The sequence below is a fragment of the Amycolatopsis samaneae genome, from assembly GCF_039541975.1.
GTDB lineage: Bacteria > Actinomycetota > Actinomycetes > Mycobacteriales > Pseudonocardiaceae > Amycolatopsis > Amycolatopsis samaneae.
The window spans coordinates 199,103-215,007 of the sequence record NZ_BAABHG010000006.1; the positions used below are offsets into that span (position 1 = coordinate 199,103).

The following is a 15,905-nucleotide window of genomic DNA, read 5'->3' on the forward strand; positions in this document are numbered from 1 at the left end:
GAGTCACCCCGGATGACGTCCGCGTGTCTCGGTCCAGCCCTGTTCGCGAAAGAGCAACGAAGTGCTTGCCCGCTCCGTTGCTCGCATGCATACTTTGTTGTCGAGCACAACAAACCCTCGGTTTTGCTCCCAGAGAGGTGACGAAGATGTCCATCTCACGCTCCCTCCCGCGTCCGCGCTGGGCAGCCGCGCTGGCCGCGGGCCTCCTGCTCACCCTCGGCCAGGCCGCGCTCCCGGCCAGTGCGTCAGGGGCGCCCGCGGCCGGGTTCACCGACGATTTCAACGGTCCCGCGGGCGGCGGTGTCGACGGCTCGAAGTGGAATTTCGAGACCGGCGACAACGTCAACAACCACGAGCGGCAGTGGTACACCTCCGGCACGAACAACGCGGCGCTGGACGGCCAGGGCCACCTGGTGATCACCGCGCGCAAGGAGAACCCCGGCAACTACAACTGCTGGTACGGCCGCTGCGAGTACACCTCGGCCCGGCTGGCCACCCAAGGCAAATTCACCCAGACCTACGGACACTTCGAGGCGCGGATGAAGCTACCGCGCGGGCAGGGCATGTGGCCCGCGTTCTGGATGCTGGGCAGCGACATCGGCAGCGCGGGCTGGCCGAACTGCGGCGAGATCGACATCATGGAGAACGTCGGGTTCGAGCCGAACACCGTGCACGGCACCATCCACGGCCCGGGGTACTCGGGGTCCGCGGGCGTCGGCGCGCCCTACAACGGGCCCAACTTCTCCGACGACTTCCACACCTACGCCGTCGACTGGGCACCCGGCTCGATCCGCTGGTCGGTGGACGGGAAGGTCTACCAGACCCGCACCCCGGCCGACGTGCACGGCAACAAGTGGGTCTTCGACCACCCCTTCTACCTGCTGCTGAACCTCGCGGTCGGCGGCTACTGGCCGGGTGACCCGAACGGCAGCACCCAGTTCCCGCAGCAACTGGTCGTCGACTACGTGCACGTCACCGCGAACAACTAGCCCGGAACGGACATCGGGGTGACATCGGGACGACCGACACCCCGGTGTCCACTTCGGACAGTTCGTGGGGTGGTTCAGGCGCGGAAAGCGACTGCCACACCGGCCGGGGCCCTGCGTTTCCGCTGGGGGCGTCCGAAACGCAGGGCGGCCGGTGGGTCGGACCTCTTGGCAGATCCATAGTCACGCTAACCAGCCGCGGAGCCGCGGCCACCCTTCCGGACCGGGTTCGTCCCGCTCGTTCCGTACTTCGTGCCTCTTCGGGCACTTCCCGCGTGACACGCCGAGGTTTCCCCGGCTACGTCCCGGAAAGCGCATTCACTGCTTCGTCCGCTCCGCTTCGGCCGCCGCCCGCGCGGCCCGCTCCCGGAAGGCGCCGACGAGTTGCTGTTCGGCGTCGTCGAGGTACTCCTCGAGCAGCGCCTCCGCGCCGGCGCCGTCGCCGGCCTCGACGCGGTCGAGGATCTGGTGGTTGCGCTTGAGGTAGGGCTCGTAGAACCGGCGCGGGTCGGCCATCATGTGGAAGGCCAGCCGCAGCTCGGCGCAGACCCCCTCCATCAGCTCCTTGATCCGCTCGCTGCCACTGATCTCGGCCAGTTCGGCGTGGAAGCGGATGTTCGCGGTGCCAAGGTCCTGCCAGCGGCCGTTGTCCCGTGCCACGTCACCGTCGGCGACCGTCCGCGCCAGCCTGGCGAACGTCGGCGGCTTCTCGGTGATCCGCCGGACGGCCGAGCACTCGATGAGCTTGCGGACCCGGTAGAGATCGATGACGTCGGCCTCGGTCAGCTCCCGGACGAACACGCCTCGGTTGAGCTCGTGACTCAGCAGCCGCTCGTGGGTGAGCAGCCGGAACGCCTCACGCAGCGTGTTGCGGGAAACCCCCAGCGCTGTCCCGATGTCCGGCTCGGACAGGCGAGCGCCGGGCAGGAAGTACCCCTCGGCGATCCGGGTGCGCAGCACGTCGGCGACCCGTTCGGCCGTGCTCGTGCGGTCGAGCAGGCTCCGGTCCGCCGCAAGATCCCGGCTGCCGCCGTCCTCGATCGTCACGCACCGATTCTACGCTCAGTCGCGAGAACGATGAAACACGAGGACATGTGAACCAGGGTCTTGTGGAATCGTTGAACGATCCTTACAGTGACTAAGCCACCCGGAAAAGTGTGAGCCATGCCACGATGAGCACTCACCCTGCGAGGTCCCGATGAACGCGATCGCCGACAACCCCACCACGAAGGATCGACCTTTCGCCTGGTTACGCGAGCTGGGCCCGAAGGGCAGGCGCGCTTTTTTCGGCGCGTTCGGCGGCTACGGGCTCGACTCGTTCGACTACCAGACCCTGCCGCTGGGCCTCGCCGGGATCATCGCCTACTTCGGCATCTCGTCGGGCCAGGCCGGGCTGCTCAGCACCACGACGCTGGTCGTCTCGGCGATCGGCGGCATCGGCGCGGGCATCCTGGCCGACCGCATCGGCCGCGTCCGCACCCTCCAGCTCACGATCGCGATGTACACGATCTTCACCGTGCTCTGCGGGTTCGCGCCGAACTTCGAGACGCTGCTGGTGTTCCGCGCCCTGCAGGGGCTCGGTTTCGGCGGCGAGTGGGCGGCGGGCGCCGCGCTGGTCGCGGAGTACGCGCAGGCCCGCTACCGCGGCCGGACCGTCGCGTTCGTGCAGAGCGCGTGGGCGGTCGGCTGGGGTCTGTCGGTGATCGTCTACACCGTCGTGTTCAGCATCGCGGGGCCCGATCTGGCCTGGCGCGTCATGTTCTGGGCCGGTGTCCTCCCGGCGCTGCTGGTGCTGTGGCTGCGCCGGAGCGTGGAGGACGCGCCCCAGGCCGCCGAGCGCCGGAGCAGGACCCGCGAACGCGGCGCGCTGCTCAAGATCTTCCGGGGCGACCTGGCGCGCACCACGCTCTTCGCCTCGCTGCTGGCCACCGGCGTCCAGGGCGGCTACTACACGCTCAACACCTGGTTGCCCGCCTACCTCAAGACCACCCGCGGGCTCAGCGTGGTCAACACCGGCGGCTACCTGGCCTTCCTCATCTGCGGCGCGTTCGCCGGGTACGTCTGCGGCGGATACCTGACGGACCTGTTGGGGCGCAAGAAAACCTTCCTGCTCTTCTCGGTGCTGTCCGCGGCGCTGATCATCGCCTACGTCCAGATCCCGGCGGGCTCGAACGGGCTCGTGCTGGTGCTCGGTTTCCCGCTCGGGTTCTCGATGTCCGCGATCTTCAGCGGGTTCGGCGCGTTCCTCGCCGAGCTGTACCCGACGGCGCTGCGCGGCACCGGACAGGGCTTCACCTACAACTTCGGACGCGCGGTCGGCGCGGTGTTCCCCGGACTCGTCGGGCTCATGGGCGCGGGCGGTGGCATCGTGCTCGGCGCGGCGGGATACGTCGTCGCCGCGCTCGCCCTGCTCGGCCTTCCCGAAACCCGGGGCCGGGAACTGCTCGCCTAGGAGGTGCACGGAGATGACGACCTACGACGACCCCGCGACGTTGACCGCGGCCGAGGCGCGCGCGGTGTTCCGCGCCGGCACGGAACGGACGACAGCGGGCTGGGCACACGGCTACACGCAGACGAACCTCATCGCCGTCCCCGAGGAATGGGCCTACGACGTCCTGCTGTTCTGCCAGCGCAATCCGCAGGCCTGCCCGGTGCTGGACGTGAGCGATCCCGGCGATCCGGGCACCCGCCTCGCCGAGGGCGCCGACCTGCGCACCGATCTGCCGCGCTACCGGATCTGGCAGAACGGCGTGCTGTCCGGGGAGGTTTCCGACGCCTGCGGGATGTGGCGCAGCGACATGGTGGCGTTCTCGATCGGCTGCAGCTTCACCTTCGAGTCGATGCTGGCCGCGGAAGGCGTTCCGCTGCGGCACATCGACCAGGGCCGCAACGTGGCCATGTACGTCACCGACGTCGAGTGCGAACCGGCCGGGCGGCTGCACGGGCCGATGGTGGTTTCGCTGCGGTGGATCCCGGAGGAGCGGGTGGGCGACGCGATCCGGATCACCCGCGCGATGCCGTCGGTGCACGGCGCGCCGGTGCACGTCGGCGATCCGCGTACGCTCGGCATCGGGGACCTCGACCGGCCGGACTTCGGTGACGCCGTCGACGCCGAACCCGGCGACGTCCCCGTGTTCTGGGCCTGCGGGGTGACCCCGCAGGCGGCGTTGATGGCGTCGCGGCCACCGTTCGCGATCACGCACGCCCCGGGGCACATGTTCGTTTCCGACCGGCTCGACAGCGAATATCGGGTGGACTGATGGATCTCAACAGCGATCTCGGAGAGGGTTTCGGCGCCTGGCGGATGGGCGACGACGAGGCGATGCTCGACATCGTCACCAGCGCGAACATCGCGTGTGGTTTCCACGCCGGGGATCCCGGGGTGATGCGGCGCGTGTGCGCGCTCGCGGTCGAGCGCGGCGTGACCATCGGCGCGCACGTCGGCTACCGCGATCTGGCCGGGTTCGGCAGGCGGGCGCTGGACATCACGCCCGAGGATCTCGCCGACGACGTGCTGTACCAGATCGGCGCGCTCGGCGCGTTCGCGCGCGCCGCCGGTGGCCGCGTCCGGTACGTCAAACCGCACGGCGCGCTGTACAACACCGCGGCGGTCGATCCGGACCAGGCCGCCGCGGTGGTCGAGGCGCTGCGCCGCTACGAGCCCGGCCTCGCGCTGCTCTGCCCGCCGGGCTCGGAAATGCGGCGACAGGCGGAAAAGGCGGGGATCACCAGCTACGCCGAGGCGTTCGCCGACCGGGCCTACACCCCGGAAGGCCGTCTCGTCTCCCGCCGGGAGCCCGGCGCCGTGCTGCACGAGGCCGAGGCGGTGGCCGAGCGCGCGGTCGGCATGGCCGCCACCGGCACGGTGTCCGCTGTGGACGGACAGGTGCTCACGCTGAACCCGAATTCACTGTGTGTGCACGGGGACACGCCGGGCGCGGTGGAGCTGGCCAGGCGGATCCGGGACGGACTGACCGCGGCCGGGATCAGGCCCGCGCCGTTCGTCCCGGCCGGATGACCGGGCGGGCCATGGGAGTCCACAACGGACGGTGGCGGGTCGCGCCGTACGGCAGGCGGGCGGTGCTCGTCGACCTCGACGGGCAGGAGGACGTGCTCGGCCTGCACGGCGCGCTCGATCACGAGCCACCCGAGGGCGTGGTCGAACTCGTCCCGGCGGCCCGCACGCTGCTGGTGCGGTTCGATCCGGAGCGCACCAGCCACGAGCGGCTCGCCGACGACCTGCTCCGGCATTCCACAGTGGACGTTTCCGCGCGGGCGGGCCGCGAAGTCGTCATCGAAGTCCGCTACGACGGCGAGGACCTCGCCGAGGTCGCCGAGTGCACCGGGCTGTCGGTCGCCGAGGTGGTGACCCGGCACGAACAGGGCGGGTACGTGGCGGCGTTCTGCGGTTTCGCACCGGGATTCGCCTACCTGACCGGGCTCGATCCGGCACTGCACGTGCCACGGCGGGCCACGCCCCGTACCCGGGTGCCCGCCGGGGCGGTCGCGATCGCCGGGGAGTACACGGCGGTGTACCCGAACTCCTCTCCCGGCGGCTGGCGCCTGCTCGGCCACACCGGGCATCCGGTGTGGGACGTCGAACGGGCCCGACCGAACCTGCTCACCCCGGGCACCCGGGTCCGCTTCACCAGGGCACGCCGATGACCGCGAAGCTCGAAGTGCTCAAGCCGGGCCCGTTCACCACCGTGCAGGATCTGGGCCGTCCCGGGCTGGCGGCGATCGGCGTCGGCCGTTCCGGCGCCGCGGACCGCGGCGCGCTGCGCCTGGCGAACCGGCTGGTGGGCAATCCCGAAGGGCACGCCGCGCTGGAGAGCACGCTCGGCGGGTTGGCGCTGCGCGCCTCGGAGACGGTGACCGTCGCCGTCACCGGGGCACCGTGCCCGATCACCGCCGGTGGCCGCGCGGCCGGGCCGAACGCGCCGATCGTCCTGCGTCCCGGCGACGGGCTGGAAATCGGTACGCCGGAACGAGGTCTGCGGTGCTACGTCGCGGTCCGGGGCGGCCTCGACGTCGCGCCGGTCCTCGGCGCCCGCGCGACGGACACCCTCGGCAAACTCGGCCCGCCGCCGCTCGTGGCCGGGACGACGCTGCCGGTCGGACAGGTCACGCTCGGCCCGCCCACGGTGGATCTCGCCCCGCGCCCCGGTCTGCCCGCCGAGCCGTGCCTGCGGATCACCCCGGGCCCCCGGCTGGACTGGTTCACCGCGGACGCGCTGGCCACGCTGGTGTCGCGGCCCTACACCGTGACGTCCGATGTGGACAGAGTCGGCGTGCGGCTCACCGGCCCGCCGCTGGCGCGCGCCCGCGAAGGCGAACTGCCACCCGAGGCGTGCGTGCCGGGCGCGCTCCAGGTCCCGCCCTCGGGCACGCCGATCCTGTTCCTCGCCGATCACCCGGTGACCGGTGGCTATCCGGTGATCGGGGTTGTCGGCGAAGAGGATCTGGACCTCGCCGCCCAGCTCCGGCCAGGGATCCCGGTCCGGTTCGCGCTGTCCCGGCTCACCGCCTAGGCCGGGTCAGCAGCCAGGCCAGGTTCACGACCCCGAGCGAACCCCAGAGCCAGCACAGCACCACCGGCTCGAACTGCGCGACGACGGTCGCGAAGGCGCCCAGCGCCACCGTGCCCAGCACGACCCCGGCGCCGCGGCCGGCGTCCAGCGCGCTGCGCAGCGGGCCCGGTTCGGCCAGCCGCTCGGCGAGGTAGGCGTCGAAGGCCTCGGCCACGCGGTCGTCGATCTCGTCGCGCAGCGCGGGGTCGAGTCGCTCAGGCATGAGCCACCACCAGCGGCCGCGTCGTCCGTACCGGCACCGGGGCCGTCCCGCGGAGCGCGACGACGACGCACACCGCGGCCAGCGGCAGTTCGAGCGCGACCGCCAGCACCAGCGACACCACGAGGTCACCGGGCCCCGCGGTCAGCACGTCGAACCAGGCGTCCACCACCAGCAGCACCGCCGTCCCGATCGAGGCGAGCGGCGCCCGGTGATCGCCCCGGCGGACCAGCCACGCCGTGGCGAGCAGGCCGACGGCCTCCAGCAGGTCCAGCCCCACCCACGCGAGACGCCAGTGCTGCGCGGGATAGGCGTCGGGCAGCGTCGCCCAGAGCACGCCGATCCACGGCAGCAGGCCCGCGCCCGCGAGCAACAACAGCCTTCCGGCCAGGTCTTTCCGCATGCCAGCCCCCGATACGTCGCGGCACCCCCTGGCGCCTCGCCGACCACGCTAACCGATTGCAGAGACTTTTTGCAAACTTGCTTTGCAGTACTTCTCTGCAATACGGTGACGCCATGGCGGAACGTCCCGAACGGCGCGTGCTCACCGGCGCGGACATCAAGGCGCTCTACAAGGCGCTGTCCAATCCGGTGCGCCGCGACATCCTGAGTTACCTCGGCGACCACGGCGAGGCGAACTCGACGAGTGTCGCGAAGGCGCTCGGCGAGAGCACCGGGACGACCAGCTACCACCTGCGCAAGCTCGCCGAGCTGAAGCTCATCGCCGAGATCGAAGACCGCTCGAACGGGCGCGAGCGCTGGTGGCGGTCACTGACGAAGGACATCTACACCCCGCCCGGCCTGGAAATGACCCCGGACGAGCGCGAGGCGGCGACCCGGCTCGGCGCGCTCAAGATGAGCCACGACCTCGGGCTCGTCGTCAGCGCGTACAGCGGCTACGACACCGCCGGCGGCTGGAACCAGATCTACCGCAGCGGGCTGCGGATGACCGAAGAGCAGATCGCGTCGTTCGTCGAGGAGTACCAGAACCTGATCTGGAAGTACGTGAACGAGCCCGGCGAGAAACCGCCCGGCTCCCGGCAGATGGCCGTGCGGCTGTACATGCTGCCCGACGAGGGCCCACATCCGACGCCGCCCAGGCTGGACGACGAGGACGGCTAAAGGCCGGACACCCGCAGCGTCAGGTTGAGCCTGCCGGTCAGGCCCAGCGCCGGATCCGCCGTGCCCGGCAGGGTTTTCGGCACCCCGTGGTACGCCAGCCGCGACGCGCCGCCGAAGACGAACAGGTCACCCGACCCCAGTTCCACGTCGGTGTAGGGCTGTCCGCGGTTCTCGGTGTTCCCGAAGCGGAACACACAGGTGTCGCCGAGACTGAGCGACACCACCGGCGCCAGGCTCCGCTCGTCCTTGTCCTGGTGCATCCCCATCTTCGCGGCGGCATCGTAGAAGTTCACGAGCGCGACGTCCGGCCGGTAGTCCTCGGCGGGCACACCGTAGGCGTCCGCCAGGCCACGGCGCCCGAGGTCACCGAGCCAGTCCGGGAACGGCAGCACCGGCGAGCCGTCCCCGTCGTCGATCGTGCGCGAGTAGCGGTAGGGGACCCAGTGCCAGCCGAGACACACCGTGCGCACGGACATCACGCCCCCGCTCGGCAACCGCGCCGAGCGGTAGCCGCGCCAGCCCCGGCAGGCCTCGACCAGCTCGCGTTGCGCGTCGAAGCCAAGCCAGTCCGGTACGTGCACCGCGCCGGGCGCGATCTCGGCCCGCGGGCGGGGAAGCAGCGCGTCCACCCCCGCGATTCTGCCACCGCCGCCCCTATCCGCCGCGTGGTACGCGCACCTTCGCGGGCACCTCGGCACGCCAGCCGAGCACGATCCGATGACTCCGGAAAGTAGTGTTCGCCCGCATCAGGACACGCATTCCTCGCTCGAACGGCGCAATCCCGCCCACGCTCCCTCTGCTCTGCGTCACCATCCATCCAAGACTGCCACGGATATGTGATCCACGGCACACTGAATCAGCAACAAGGCGGTCACGCGACCCACGGTCGCCCGCCCGGCTACCGGGCGTGCTCACGAGGACGGCCGCACGAGGCGTCCCGGCCGCGCGGCGGGCCGAGCAGCCGGATCAGCGAGCCCGCGGGCACGCCGAGGATCTCTTCGAGATTTCGCAGTGCCCGCAACGACTCCGACCGCTCGGGTCGGCACCGCCCCGACTGCCAGTGGCTCAGCGTGGCCAGGCTGAGCGAAGTTCCCTTGCCGCGCAAGCGATAGCGGATGCGTTCGAGACCGAGTCCCCTGGCCCGGATCGCCGCGCGCAGCGCCTCGGCGAACGGACCCGTCTCGAGCAATCGCTCCACTTCACTCGCCGCGCGTTCCCCCCGGTCGATGGTTCTTGGTCGTGGACCGGTCATGGTTTCAGCTCCGAGATACGGCTGGTGAGAACACAGGAGCGTAGGCGCCGAGAGGCGGGAGCGAAAGAGTGCTCACCCGGGTGCGGGGTCCGTCGCGCGCAGCGAACGGGCGATTGCCGCGAACGGACGAACGCACCCGGAATTCACGGTGACGTAAGAGATCCCCCAGTTTTCTCGCCAGCCGAGAAGGGTGTCGGCGGCGTGCGAGGGGTCCTCCGGGATCACCGTCACCGCGCCGGAGGCGGCGAGCTCCGGAACGTCCACCCCGGCGAACCGCGCGACGTGCGGTGCCGGCTGGTCCCCGACCGCCATCAGGTTCACCGCCAGCTCGATCTCGTCGAGCCGGGAGCCCGCGAGTTCCCTGAACCTGTCCACAATGGACTGCGCCTCGTCGGGGGTGGTGCGCGGAAGCCAGGAGAACGTGACGATGTCGGCTTCCCGCGCGGCCAGCGCGAGCATCTTCGGCCCCCGCGCGGCCATGAGCAGCTTCGGGCGGTCGGCGGTGCCCTTGAGCAGCTCGATCGTGGCCTCCAGCCGCTCGATGCGCCGCCCCATGGCGGGGTACTCCCTGCCGAGCGAGCGCGCGTGGTCGTCGGCGCCGGGGCGGCCCGCGCCGAGACCGAGTTCGAACCGGCCGCCGGTCTGCCGGTGCAGGCTCTGGACCTGCCAGTCGAGCTGACGCGGGTCACGGAACGGGTCGGCGAGCACGAACGTGCCCACCCGCAGGGTGCCGGTGACCGCGGCGGCGGCCGGGACGAGGGTGAGCGGGTCGGAACCGGCGACCGGATCGGTCGCGAGCATCGTGTCCAGGCCGAGTTCTTCGATCTGCCTGGCCTGCGCGGTCCACGCCGTCAGGTCCGGCGAGAACCCGGCGACGATCCCGAAGCGGAAGGGTTTCGATGTCATGCGGTCATCGTGGTCCGCCGGCGCGGGCGCCACATCCGTTCCAGGACGTCACCCGCGGGTACGTCGTTCAGCGCAGGGCGACCGACAGCGCCTGCGCGATCTCCTTGCCGATGGCGTGCGTGGCGGCGTCCGGCGGCGAGCCCACCTTGACCACCATCGGGCCGCCGAAGGGCTGCCGTTCCACGACCTCGATGCGTTTGCCGAGCCCGATGGCGTGCTCGGTCAGGTACCGCAGCAGCTCCGGGTCGGTGTCCCAGACCCGGACGATCTCGCCGACCGCGCCGGGCGGCAGATCGTCCAGGATGCGCATCGGCAGCTCCTCGACACTGCCGTCGGGCGCCGGGATGGGATCGCCGTGCGGATCGCGCACCGGGTTCCCGAGCTTCGCCGCGATGCGTTCGACCAGCCGGTCGGACACCGCGTGCTCCAGCGCGTCGGCCTCGGCGTGCACCTCGTCCCAGGTGTAGCCGAGCTCGGACACCAGGTACGTCTCGATCAGCCGGTGCCGCCGCAGCACCGACCGGGCCAGCTGCCTGCCCTCCGCGGTCAGCTCGATGCCGCGGTAGGGCACGTGGGCGACCAGGCCCAGCTGCGCGAGCTTCGTGACCATGCCCGAAGCCGACGACGGGCTCACTTCGAGCCTGCCGGCGAGCGAGGCGTTGGTGACCGCCTCCCCCCGCTCGACCAGCCCGTAGATCACCCGGACGTAGTCCTCGACCGACGAGGACCTCCGGACCGAACCATCACCCATGCCTAATACGATACGGCGTCCTCATGGCCGCCAGCGGTAGCGGATCCACCCTGGCACCGGTTCGGCGCCGAGATCGGCGTAGAACGCTTCGCCCTTTTCGTTCCCCGCCTGCATGTCCCATTCGACCCGCCCGGTCGTCCGCGCGCGCAGCGCGTCGAGCAGCTCGCGGCCGAGCCCGTGCCGCCGGTACTCCGGACGGATGAACAGATCGTCCAGCCAGATCCCCGGCCGGGCCTCCCAGGTCGAGAAGTTCCAGCTGCAGAACGCGAAACCCGCGACCTTGTCCGGGTCACCCGGCACGGTGGCGATCAGTACCCACGCCTTGGGATCGGGCCCGAACAGGTGCCCGCTCATCTCGGCGCGGTCGAGCTTCAGCTCGGTGTTTCCCTCGTACTCCGCGTGTTCCTCGATGAGCGCGCAGATCTCCTCGGCGTCTTCGAACACCGCTTCCCGGACCGGCATCGGACGGAACTCCTCTCAGTCAGTTCGGTGCTGTCAGTTCGGGGCCTCGTAGCGCAGCTCGCCACCGACGGCGGTGGCCAGCACCCCGACATCGTCCATAGTGGACTCATCGGTCGGATCCGCCGAGAGTACGGCGAAGTCCGCGAGTTTGCCCGGCGTCAGCGTCCCGAGGTCGTTCTCGGCGAAGGTCGCGTACGCCGAGCCGTGGGTGTACGCGCGCAACGCCTCGCGCGGAGTGAGCGCTTCCTGCGGGCCGAACGGCGCGCCCGAGGAGGTCCGGCGCCGCACCATGTCGGCGAGCGCGAGCAGCGGGGCGCCGTTCACGACCGGGCGATCGGAACTCGCGGGCAGCACACAGCCCGCGTCGAGCAGGCTCTTCAGCCGGTAGCACCACGCGACCCGGTCTTCGCCGAGCGCGGCGCGCATCCCGTCGCCGAGTTCGTTGACGAACCGGCCCTGCGGGGACGGGATCAGCCCGAGCCGGGCCATCCGCGTCAGATCGTCCGGGCGCAGCACCGCGCAGTGCTCGATCCGGTGCCGGTGATCGGCCCGCGGGTGCGCGGCCAGCGCGGCCTCGTAGGCGTCGAGGACGACGGTGATCGCCCGGTCCCCGATCGCGTGCGTCGCGATCTGCCAGCCCGCCTCGTGCGCCTTCGCGATCGTGGCGGCGATGTCCTCCTCGGGCAGCTGGAAGTAGCCGACGTTGTCCGGCTCGCCCGCGAACGGCTCGTGCATGGCGCAGGTCTTCCCGACCAGCGAGCCGTCGGCGAACAGCTTCATCGGGCCGACGCGCAGCCATTCGTCGCCGAGGCCGGTGCGCAGGCCGAGGTCGAGACCGAAACCCGCGCCGTCGCTCAGCTCGTGCAGCACCGGCGCGCCGACCATGACCGTGGCCCGCACGCGCAGCAGCCCGCGTTCGCGCGCCAGCTGGTAGGCCGCCAGCTCCGCCGGGGACTCGCCGACCAGCCCGCCGCCGATCCCGGCCTCCTGGACGCTGGTGATGCCCTCCGACAGGTACACCTCGCTCGCCCGGCCGAGGCCGCGGACCAGCGTTTCGGCGGGCGTCGGGTAGGTCAGCGGGTCCAGCAGCCGCTGGGCCTGTTCGCGCAGCAGCCCGGTGGGCGCACCCTCGCCGTCGAGCACGACGTCCCCGCCCACCGGCACGTTCGCGAGGTCCAGCCGGTCGAGAACGGCGGAGTTGACCACGCACATGTGCCCGGAGGTGTGCTTGAGCCGCACGAGCTTCCCCTTCGCCGCGCGGTCGAGGCCGTGGCGGTCGGGATGGCCACCGGCGAGCTTGTTCTGGTCGTAGCCGCTGCCGACGACCCAGCTGCCCTCGGGCAGTTCGGCGGCCCGCCGCGCGATCGCGGCGTAGACCTCCTCGACGCTGCGGCAGTCGCCGAGCGGGACGTGGTCGAGCGACATCCCGAACCAGGCCATGTGGTTGTGCGCGTCGTGGAAGCCGGGCACGACCACCGACCCGCCGAGGTCGATCCGCCGGCGCGCGCCGAGCGACTCGGCGTCCTCGCCGAGCGCCACGATCCGCCCGTGCAGCACGGCCAGCGCGCTGGTCGTGGCTTCCCCGGTCAGTACCAGGGCGTTCTCGTAGACCGCGTCGACCCGCATGCCGCTGACCCTATCGATCGATCGATCGAACGTCTAGGCTCGGCAGTCATGAGCACCGTGGACCTCACCGTCACCGACGGCATCGCCCAGATCCGGCTGAACCGGCCCGAGCGGCTGAACGCCGTCGCCCCGGCACTGGTCGACGACCTGCTGACCACGCTCGACGACGTCGCGCGCGGCGATGCCCGCGTCGTCGTGCTGTCCGGGAACGGCCGGGCGTTCTGCGCGGGGCACGACCTGAAGGAGCCCGCCCCGGAAGGGGATTCCCGGGCCCGCCTCGATCGGTTGCAGGACGTGACGCGGCGGCTGCGCGCGCTGCGGCAGCCGGTGCTCGCCGCGGTGCACGGCTACGCGATCGGCGCGGGCGCGGAGTTCGCGCTCGGCTGCGACCTGATCCTGGCCGCCGAGGACGCGGTGTTCCGCTTCCCCGAGGTCTCGCTCGGGCTGAGCGTCACCGGCGCGGCGTCGCGGTTGCTGCCGCTGCTGGTCGGACCGCTCAAGGCGAAGGAACTCCTGCTGCTCGGCGAGCGGGTCTCCGGGACGGAGGCACACGCGCTGGGCCTGGTCAACGCGGTCTTCCCGGCGGACGAGCTCGCGGACCACGCGCTCGAATGGGCGGCGAAGATCGCGGCCCACCCCGCGGAGGCGGCGACGATGGCCAAGCGGGTGCTCGACTCGGGCGTCGACAACGCGCTGGAGGCCGCGCTGGAACTGGAGGTCAGCCACGCGCTGATCACCGAGCACTCGGCCGCGGTCCTGGCCTCTACCGAAGCGTTCCGGAGCCGGGCGTGAAGCCGCTGCGCGCGAGCACCACGCTGGTCGAGCTGCTCGACCGCGCGGCCGAGCTGTGGCCGGAGCGGACGGCGTGGATCTTCGACGAGACCGGCGAGCGGGTGACCTTCGCCGAGGTCGACCGGCGCAGCTCACGCCTGGCGCTCACCCTGCTCGACCTCGGTGTCGAGGCGGGCGACCGGGTCGCGGTGATGCTGCGCAACCAGCCGGAGTTCCCGCTGTTGTGGCTCGCGCTGGCGAAGCTCGGCGCGGTGCTGGTGCCGGTGAACACGAACTACCGCGAGTTCGACGGCGCCCACGTCCTGCGGCATTCCGGCGCGCGGTTCGCCGTCGTCGCCGGGGAGTTCGCCGAGCTGGTGCGCCGCATCGCCCCGGAAACCGCCGTCGAACGGACGTTGACGATCGACGAGCTCGTCGCGCTCACCCCGAGCATCGACGCCGCCCGGTTCACCACCACCGCGGAGCGCCCGGTCAACATCCAGTACACCTCGGGCACCACCGGCGCGCCCAAGGGCTGCGTGCTGCCCAACCGCTACTGGACGACGCTCGCGATCGACCTGGCCACCGAGTTCCCCGCGGTCGGCGAGGACGACGTCTTCCTGACCGCGCAGCCGTTCCACTACATCGATCCACAGTGGAACGTCGCGCTGGGGCTGGCGGGCGGCGCGACGCTGGTGGTGCTGGACCGCTTCCACCCCACGACGTTCTGGGCGAAGGTCCGCGAGTACGGCGTCACCTGGTTCTACTGCCTCGGGATGATGCCGGCGCTGCTGCTGCGCCAGCCGCCGCACGAGGACGACCGGAACCACCGGGTGCGCGCCGTCAGCGCGTCGGCGATCCCGCGCGAGCTGCACGCCGAGCTGGAGGCACGCTGGGGCGTGCCGTGGTACGAGGCCTTCGGGATGACCGAAACCGGCGGGGACATCCGGATGACCGTCGCCGACCACGACGAGACCGTCGGCACCGGCTGCCTCGGACTACCCAACTCCGCCCGTGAGGTGATCATCGCCGGAGCGGACGGGAAACCGTTGCCGCGCGGGGAAACCGGCGAGCTGCTCATCCGCGGTGTCGGGCTGATGCACGGCTACCACGACGACCCCGAAGCGACCGCGCGCGCCTTCGACGGCGGCTGGTTCCACACCGGTGATCTGGCCACAATGGACGACCGGGGCCGGATCCACTACGTCGGGCGGACCAAGGACATGATCCGCCGCAGCGGCGAAAACGTGTCGGCCGACGAGGTGGAACGCGCGCTGCTGCTGCATCCCTCGGTGAAGCTGGCGGCGGTCGTCGCAGTGCCCGACGAGCTGCGCGGCGAGGAGATCAAGGCGTACGTCGTGTGTGACGGCGATCGCCCCGGGCCCGCCGAGCTGGCCGCGTTCTGCGCGGAGAAACTCGCCTACTTCAAGGTCCCGCGGTTCTGGGCGTTCCCGGACGAGCTGCCGCTGACACCGTCCGAGCGGGTGGCGAAGGGCGAGCTGCGGAAGGTCGCCGACCCGAGGGCGGGCAGCTGGGACCGGACGGCGGACCGATGGCTGTGACCAGTCGCGAGCGCGTCCGCGCCGCGGCCGTCAAACTCTTCGCCGCCAAGGGTTTCCACGGCACCGGGATCCGGGATCTCGCGCAGGAGGCGGAACTGTCCTCGGCGAGCCTGTACCACTACATGGGCACCAAGGAGGATCTGCTCGTCGAGATCATGACCACCGCGCTGCGCCGGCTGGTCGACGCGGCGCGGCAGGCCGTGGACGAGGCCACCGGCCCGGCCGACCGGGTCCGCGCGCTGGTCGCGCTGCACGTCCTCGCGCACGCGCTCCGGCCGGCGGAAACCCGCGTGGTGGACAACGAAGTGGACGCGCTCTCCGACGAACCGCGCGATCGAGTGGTCCGGTTACGGGACGACTACGAAAAGCTCTGGTCCGACGCCATCGAGGAGGGTGTCGCGGCCGGTGTCTTCCACACCACACATCCCGCGGTCACCCGGTTGGCGTTACTGGAGATGTGCAACGGGGTCGCCCGGTGGTATTCGCCACGGGGCCCGCTGCCGCTGGACCAGCTGGCCGGGCACTACACCGAACTCGCGCTCCGCGCGCTGGGCTGTGCTTGCCCGGCCGGTGTTTCGGGGTCGCGACGGGAGCGCGAAATAGTCGCGAAAGTGTGGGGCGTGCCCGTTTAGCGGCGCTTTTAGCACGGTACGCCTTGCCCCGGGCGCTTGTCTGGG

19 protein-coding genes are annotated in these 15,905 nt (G+C 71.2%); 10 read left to right on the forward strand and 9 right to left on the reverse strand.

The genetic code is table 11. The annotated features are described in order from the left end of the window. The first annotated feature begins 146 nt into the window (after positions 1-146). Positions 147-989 carry a glycoside hydrolase family 16 protein gene (locus tag ABD987_RS17565; protein WP_378214085.1) on the forward strand — a complete coding sequence of 281 codons (843 nt, stop codon included), beginning with the start codon at positions 147-149 and terminating at the stop codon, positions 987-989. 315 nt (positions 990-1,304) lie between these two features. On the opposite strand, the gene ABD987_RS17570 is transcribed toward ABD987_RS17565, so the two are convergent. Further along, the gene (locus ABD987_RS17570) at positions 1,305-2,033 is read right to left on the reverse strand and encodes a GntR family transcriptional regulator (RefSeq protein WP_345394001.1); all 729 of its coding nucleotides are present in this window, start codon (positions 2,031-2,033) and stop codon (positions 1,305-1,307) included. Positions 2,034-2,184: 151 nt separating this feature from the next. Here ABD987_RS17570 and ABD987_RS17575 point away from each other — a divergent pair, with 151 nt between their 5' ends. Genes ABD987_RS17575 through ABD987_RS17595 form a run of 5 tightly spaced genes read left to right on the forward strand, consistent with a single transcriptional unit; the run spans position 2,185 to position 6,517 of the window. Next, the gene (locus ABD987_RS17575; protein ID WP_345394004.1) at positions 2,185-3,438 is read left to right on the forward strand and encodes an MFS transporter; all 1,254 of its coding nucleotides are present in this window, start codon (positions 2,185-2,187) and stop codon (positions 3,436-3,438) included. A 13-nt stretch (positions 3,439-3,451) separates the two neighbouring features. Beyond that, entirely contained in the window at positions 3,452-4,246 is a 795-nt protein-coding gene (locus tag ABD987_RS17580) for a putative hydro-lyase (RefSeq protein WP_345394007.1), read from the forward strand. After that, positions 4,246-5,004: a LamB/YcsF family protein gene (locus ABD987_RS17585; protein ID WP_345394010.1), complete on the forward strand. Its 759-nt coding sequence runs from the start codon at positions 4,246-4,248 to the stop codon at positions 5,002-5,004. Before ABD987_RS17580 ends, ABD987_RS17585 begins: the two co-directional genes overlap by 1 nt. 11 nt (positions 5,005-5,015) lie before the next feature. Beyond that, positions 5,016-5,651, forward strand: a complete 636-nt coding sequence (locus ABD987_RS17590; RefSeq protein WP_345394013.1) for a 5-oxoprolinase subunit B family protein — start codon at positions 5,016-5,018, stop codon at positions 5,649-5,651. Next, positions 5,648-6,517: a 5-oxoprolinase subunit C family protein gene (locus tag ABD987_RS17595; protein ID WP_345394017.1), complete on the forward strand. Its 870-nt coding sequence runs from the start codon at positions 5,648-5,650 to the stop codon at positions 6,515-6,517. Before ABD987_RS17590 ends, ABD987_RS17595 begins: the two co-directional genes overlap by 4 nt. On the opposite strand, the gene ABD987_RS17600 is transcribed toward ABD987_RS17595, so the two are convergent. Next, the gene (locus ABD987_RS17600) at positions 6,507-6,779 is read right to left on the reverse strand and encodes a hypothetical protein (RefSeq protein WP_345394020.1); all 273 of its coding nucleotides are present in this window, start codon (positions 6,777-6,779) and stop codon (positions 6,507-6,509) included. The two genes, ABD987_RS17595 and ABD987_RS17600, sit on opposite strands and share 11 nt — an antisense overlap. After that, the gene (locus tag ABD987_RS17605) at positions 6,772-7,179 is read right to left on the reverse strand and encodes a hypothetical protein (protein ID WP_345394023.1); all 408 of its coding nucleotides are present in this window, start codon (positions 7,177-7,179) and stop codon (positions 6,772-6,774) included. The genes ABD987_RS17600 and ABD987_RS17605 overlap by 8 nt, the downstream gene beginning before the upstream one ends. A 113-nt stretch (positions 7,180-7,292) precedes the next feature. Between ABD987_RS17605 and ABD987_RS17610 the strand changes: the two genes are divergently transcribed. Beyond that, a complete protein-coding gene (locus tag ABD987_RS17610) occupies positions 7,293-7,898 on the forward strand; it encodes an ArsR/SmtB family transcription factor (RefSeq protein WP_345394026.1) in 606 nt (201 codons plus the stop codon). On the opposite strand, the gene ABD987_RS17615 is transcribed toward ABD987_RS17610, so the two are convergent. The 6 genes from ABD987_RS17615 to ABD987_RS17640 form a co-directional block, all read right to left on the reverse strand. After that, positions 7,895-8,527, reverse strand: a complete 633-nt coding sequence (locus ABD987_RS17615; protein ID WP_345394029.1) for an alpha-ketoglutarate-dependent dioxygenase AlkB family protein — start codon at positions 8,525-8,527, stop codon at positions 7,895-7,897. The two genes, ABD987_RS17610 and ABD987_RS17615, sit on opposite strands and share 4 nt — an antisense overlap. Positions 8,528-8,796: 269 nt before the next feature. Further along, the gene (locus tag ABD987_RS17620) at positions 8,797-9,150 is read right to left on the reverse strand and encodes a transcriptional regulator (RefSeq protein WP_345394032.1); all 354 of its coding nucleotides are present in this window, start codon (positions 9,148-9,150) and stop codon (positions 8,797-8,799) included. 72 nt (positions 9,151-9,222) lie between these two features. Then, positions 9,223-10,056, reverse strand: coding sequence for an LLM class flavin-dependent oxidoreductase (locus tag ABD987_RS17625; RefSeq protein WP_345394035.1), 834 nt, complete (start codon positions 10,054-10,056; stop codon positions 9,223-9,225). 67 nt (positions 10,057-10,123) lie between these two features. Beyond that, on the reverse strand, positions 10,124-10,807 hold the full coding sequence (locus ABD987_RS17630; RefSeq protein ID WP_345394038.1) for a metal-dependent transcriptional regulator: 684 nt from the start codon (positions 10,805-10,807) through the stop codon (positions 10,124-10,126). Positions 10,808-10,828: 21 nt separating this feature from the next. Further along, the gene (locus ABD987_RS17635) at positions 10,829-11,269 is read right to left on the reverse strand and encodes a GNAT family N-acetyltransferase (RefSeq protein ID WP_345394041.1); all 441 of its coding nucleotides are present in this window, start codon (positions 11,267-11,269) and stop codon (positions 10,829-10,831) included. A 33-nt stretch (positions 11,270-11,302) separates the two neighbouring features. Continuing rightward, positions 11,303-12,895 carry an amidohydrolase gene (locus ABD987_RS17640; protein WP_345394044.1) on the reverse strand — a complete coding sequence of 531 codons (1,593 nt, stop codon included), beginning with the start codon at positions 12,893-12,895 and terminating at the stop codon, positions 11,303-11,305. Positions 12,896-12,943: 48 nt separating this feature from the next. Here ABD987_RS17640 and ABD987_RS17645 point away from each other — a divergent pair, with 48 nt between their 5' ends. The 3 genes from ABD987_RS17645 to ABD987_RS17655 are packed head-to-tail and all read left to right on the forward strand — an operon-like array spanning position 12,944 to position 15,860. Then, positions 12,944-13,687: an enoyl-CoA hydratase/isomerase family protein gene (locus tag ABD987_RS17645; RefSeq protein ID WP_345394047.1), complete on the forward strand. Its 744-nt coding sequence runs from the start codon at positions 12,944-12,946 to the stop codon at positions 13,685-13,687. Beyond that, on the forward strand, positions 13,684-15,228 hold the full coding sequence (locus ABD987_RS17650) for an ATP-dependent acyl-CoA ligase (RefSeq protein ID WP_345394050.1): 1,545 nt from the start codon (positions 13,684-13,686) through the stop codon (positions 15,226-15,228). The genes ABD987_RS17645 and ABD987_RS17650 overlap by 4 nt, the downstream gene beginning before the upstream one ends. Next, entirely contained in the window at positions 15,219-15,860 is a 642-nt protein-coding gene (locus tag ABD987_RS17655) for a TetR/AcrR family transcriptional regulator (RefSeq protein WP_345394053.1), read from the forward strand. The genes ABD987_RS17650 and ABD987_RS17655 overlap by 10 nt, the downstream gene beginning before the upstream one ends. Positions 15,861-15,905: the final 45 nt, after the last annotated feature.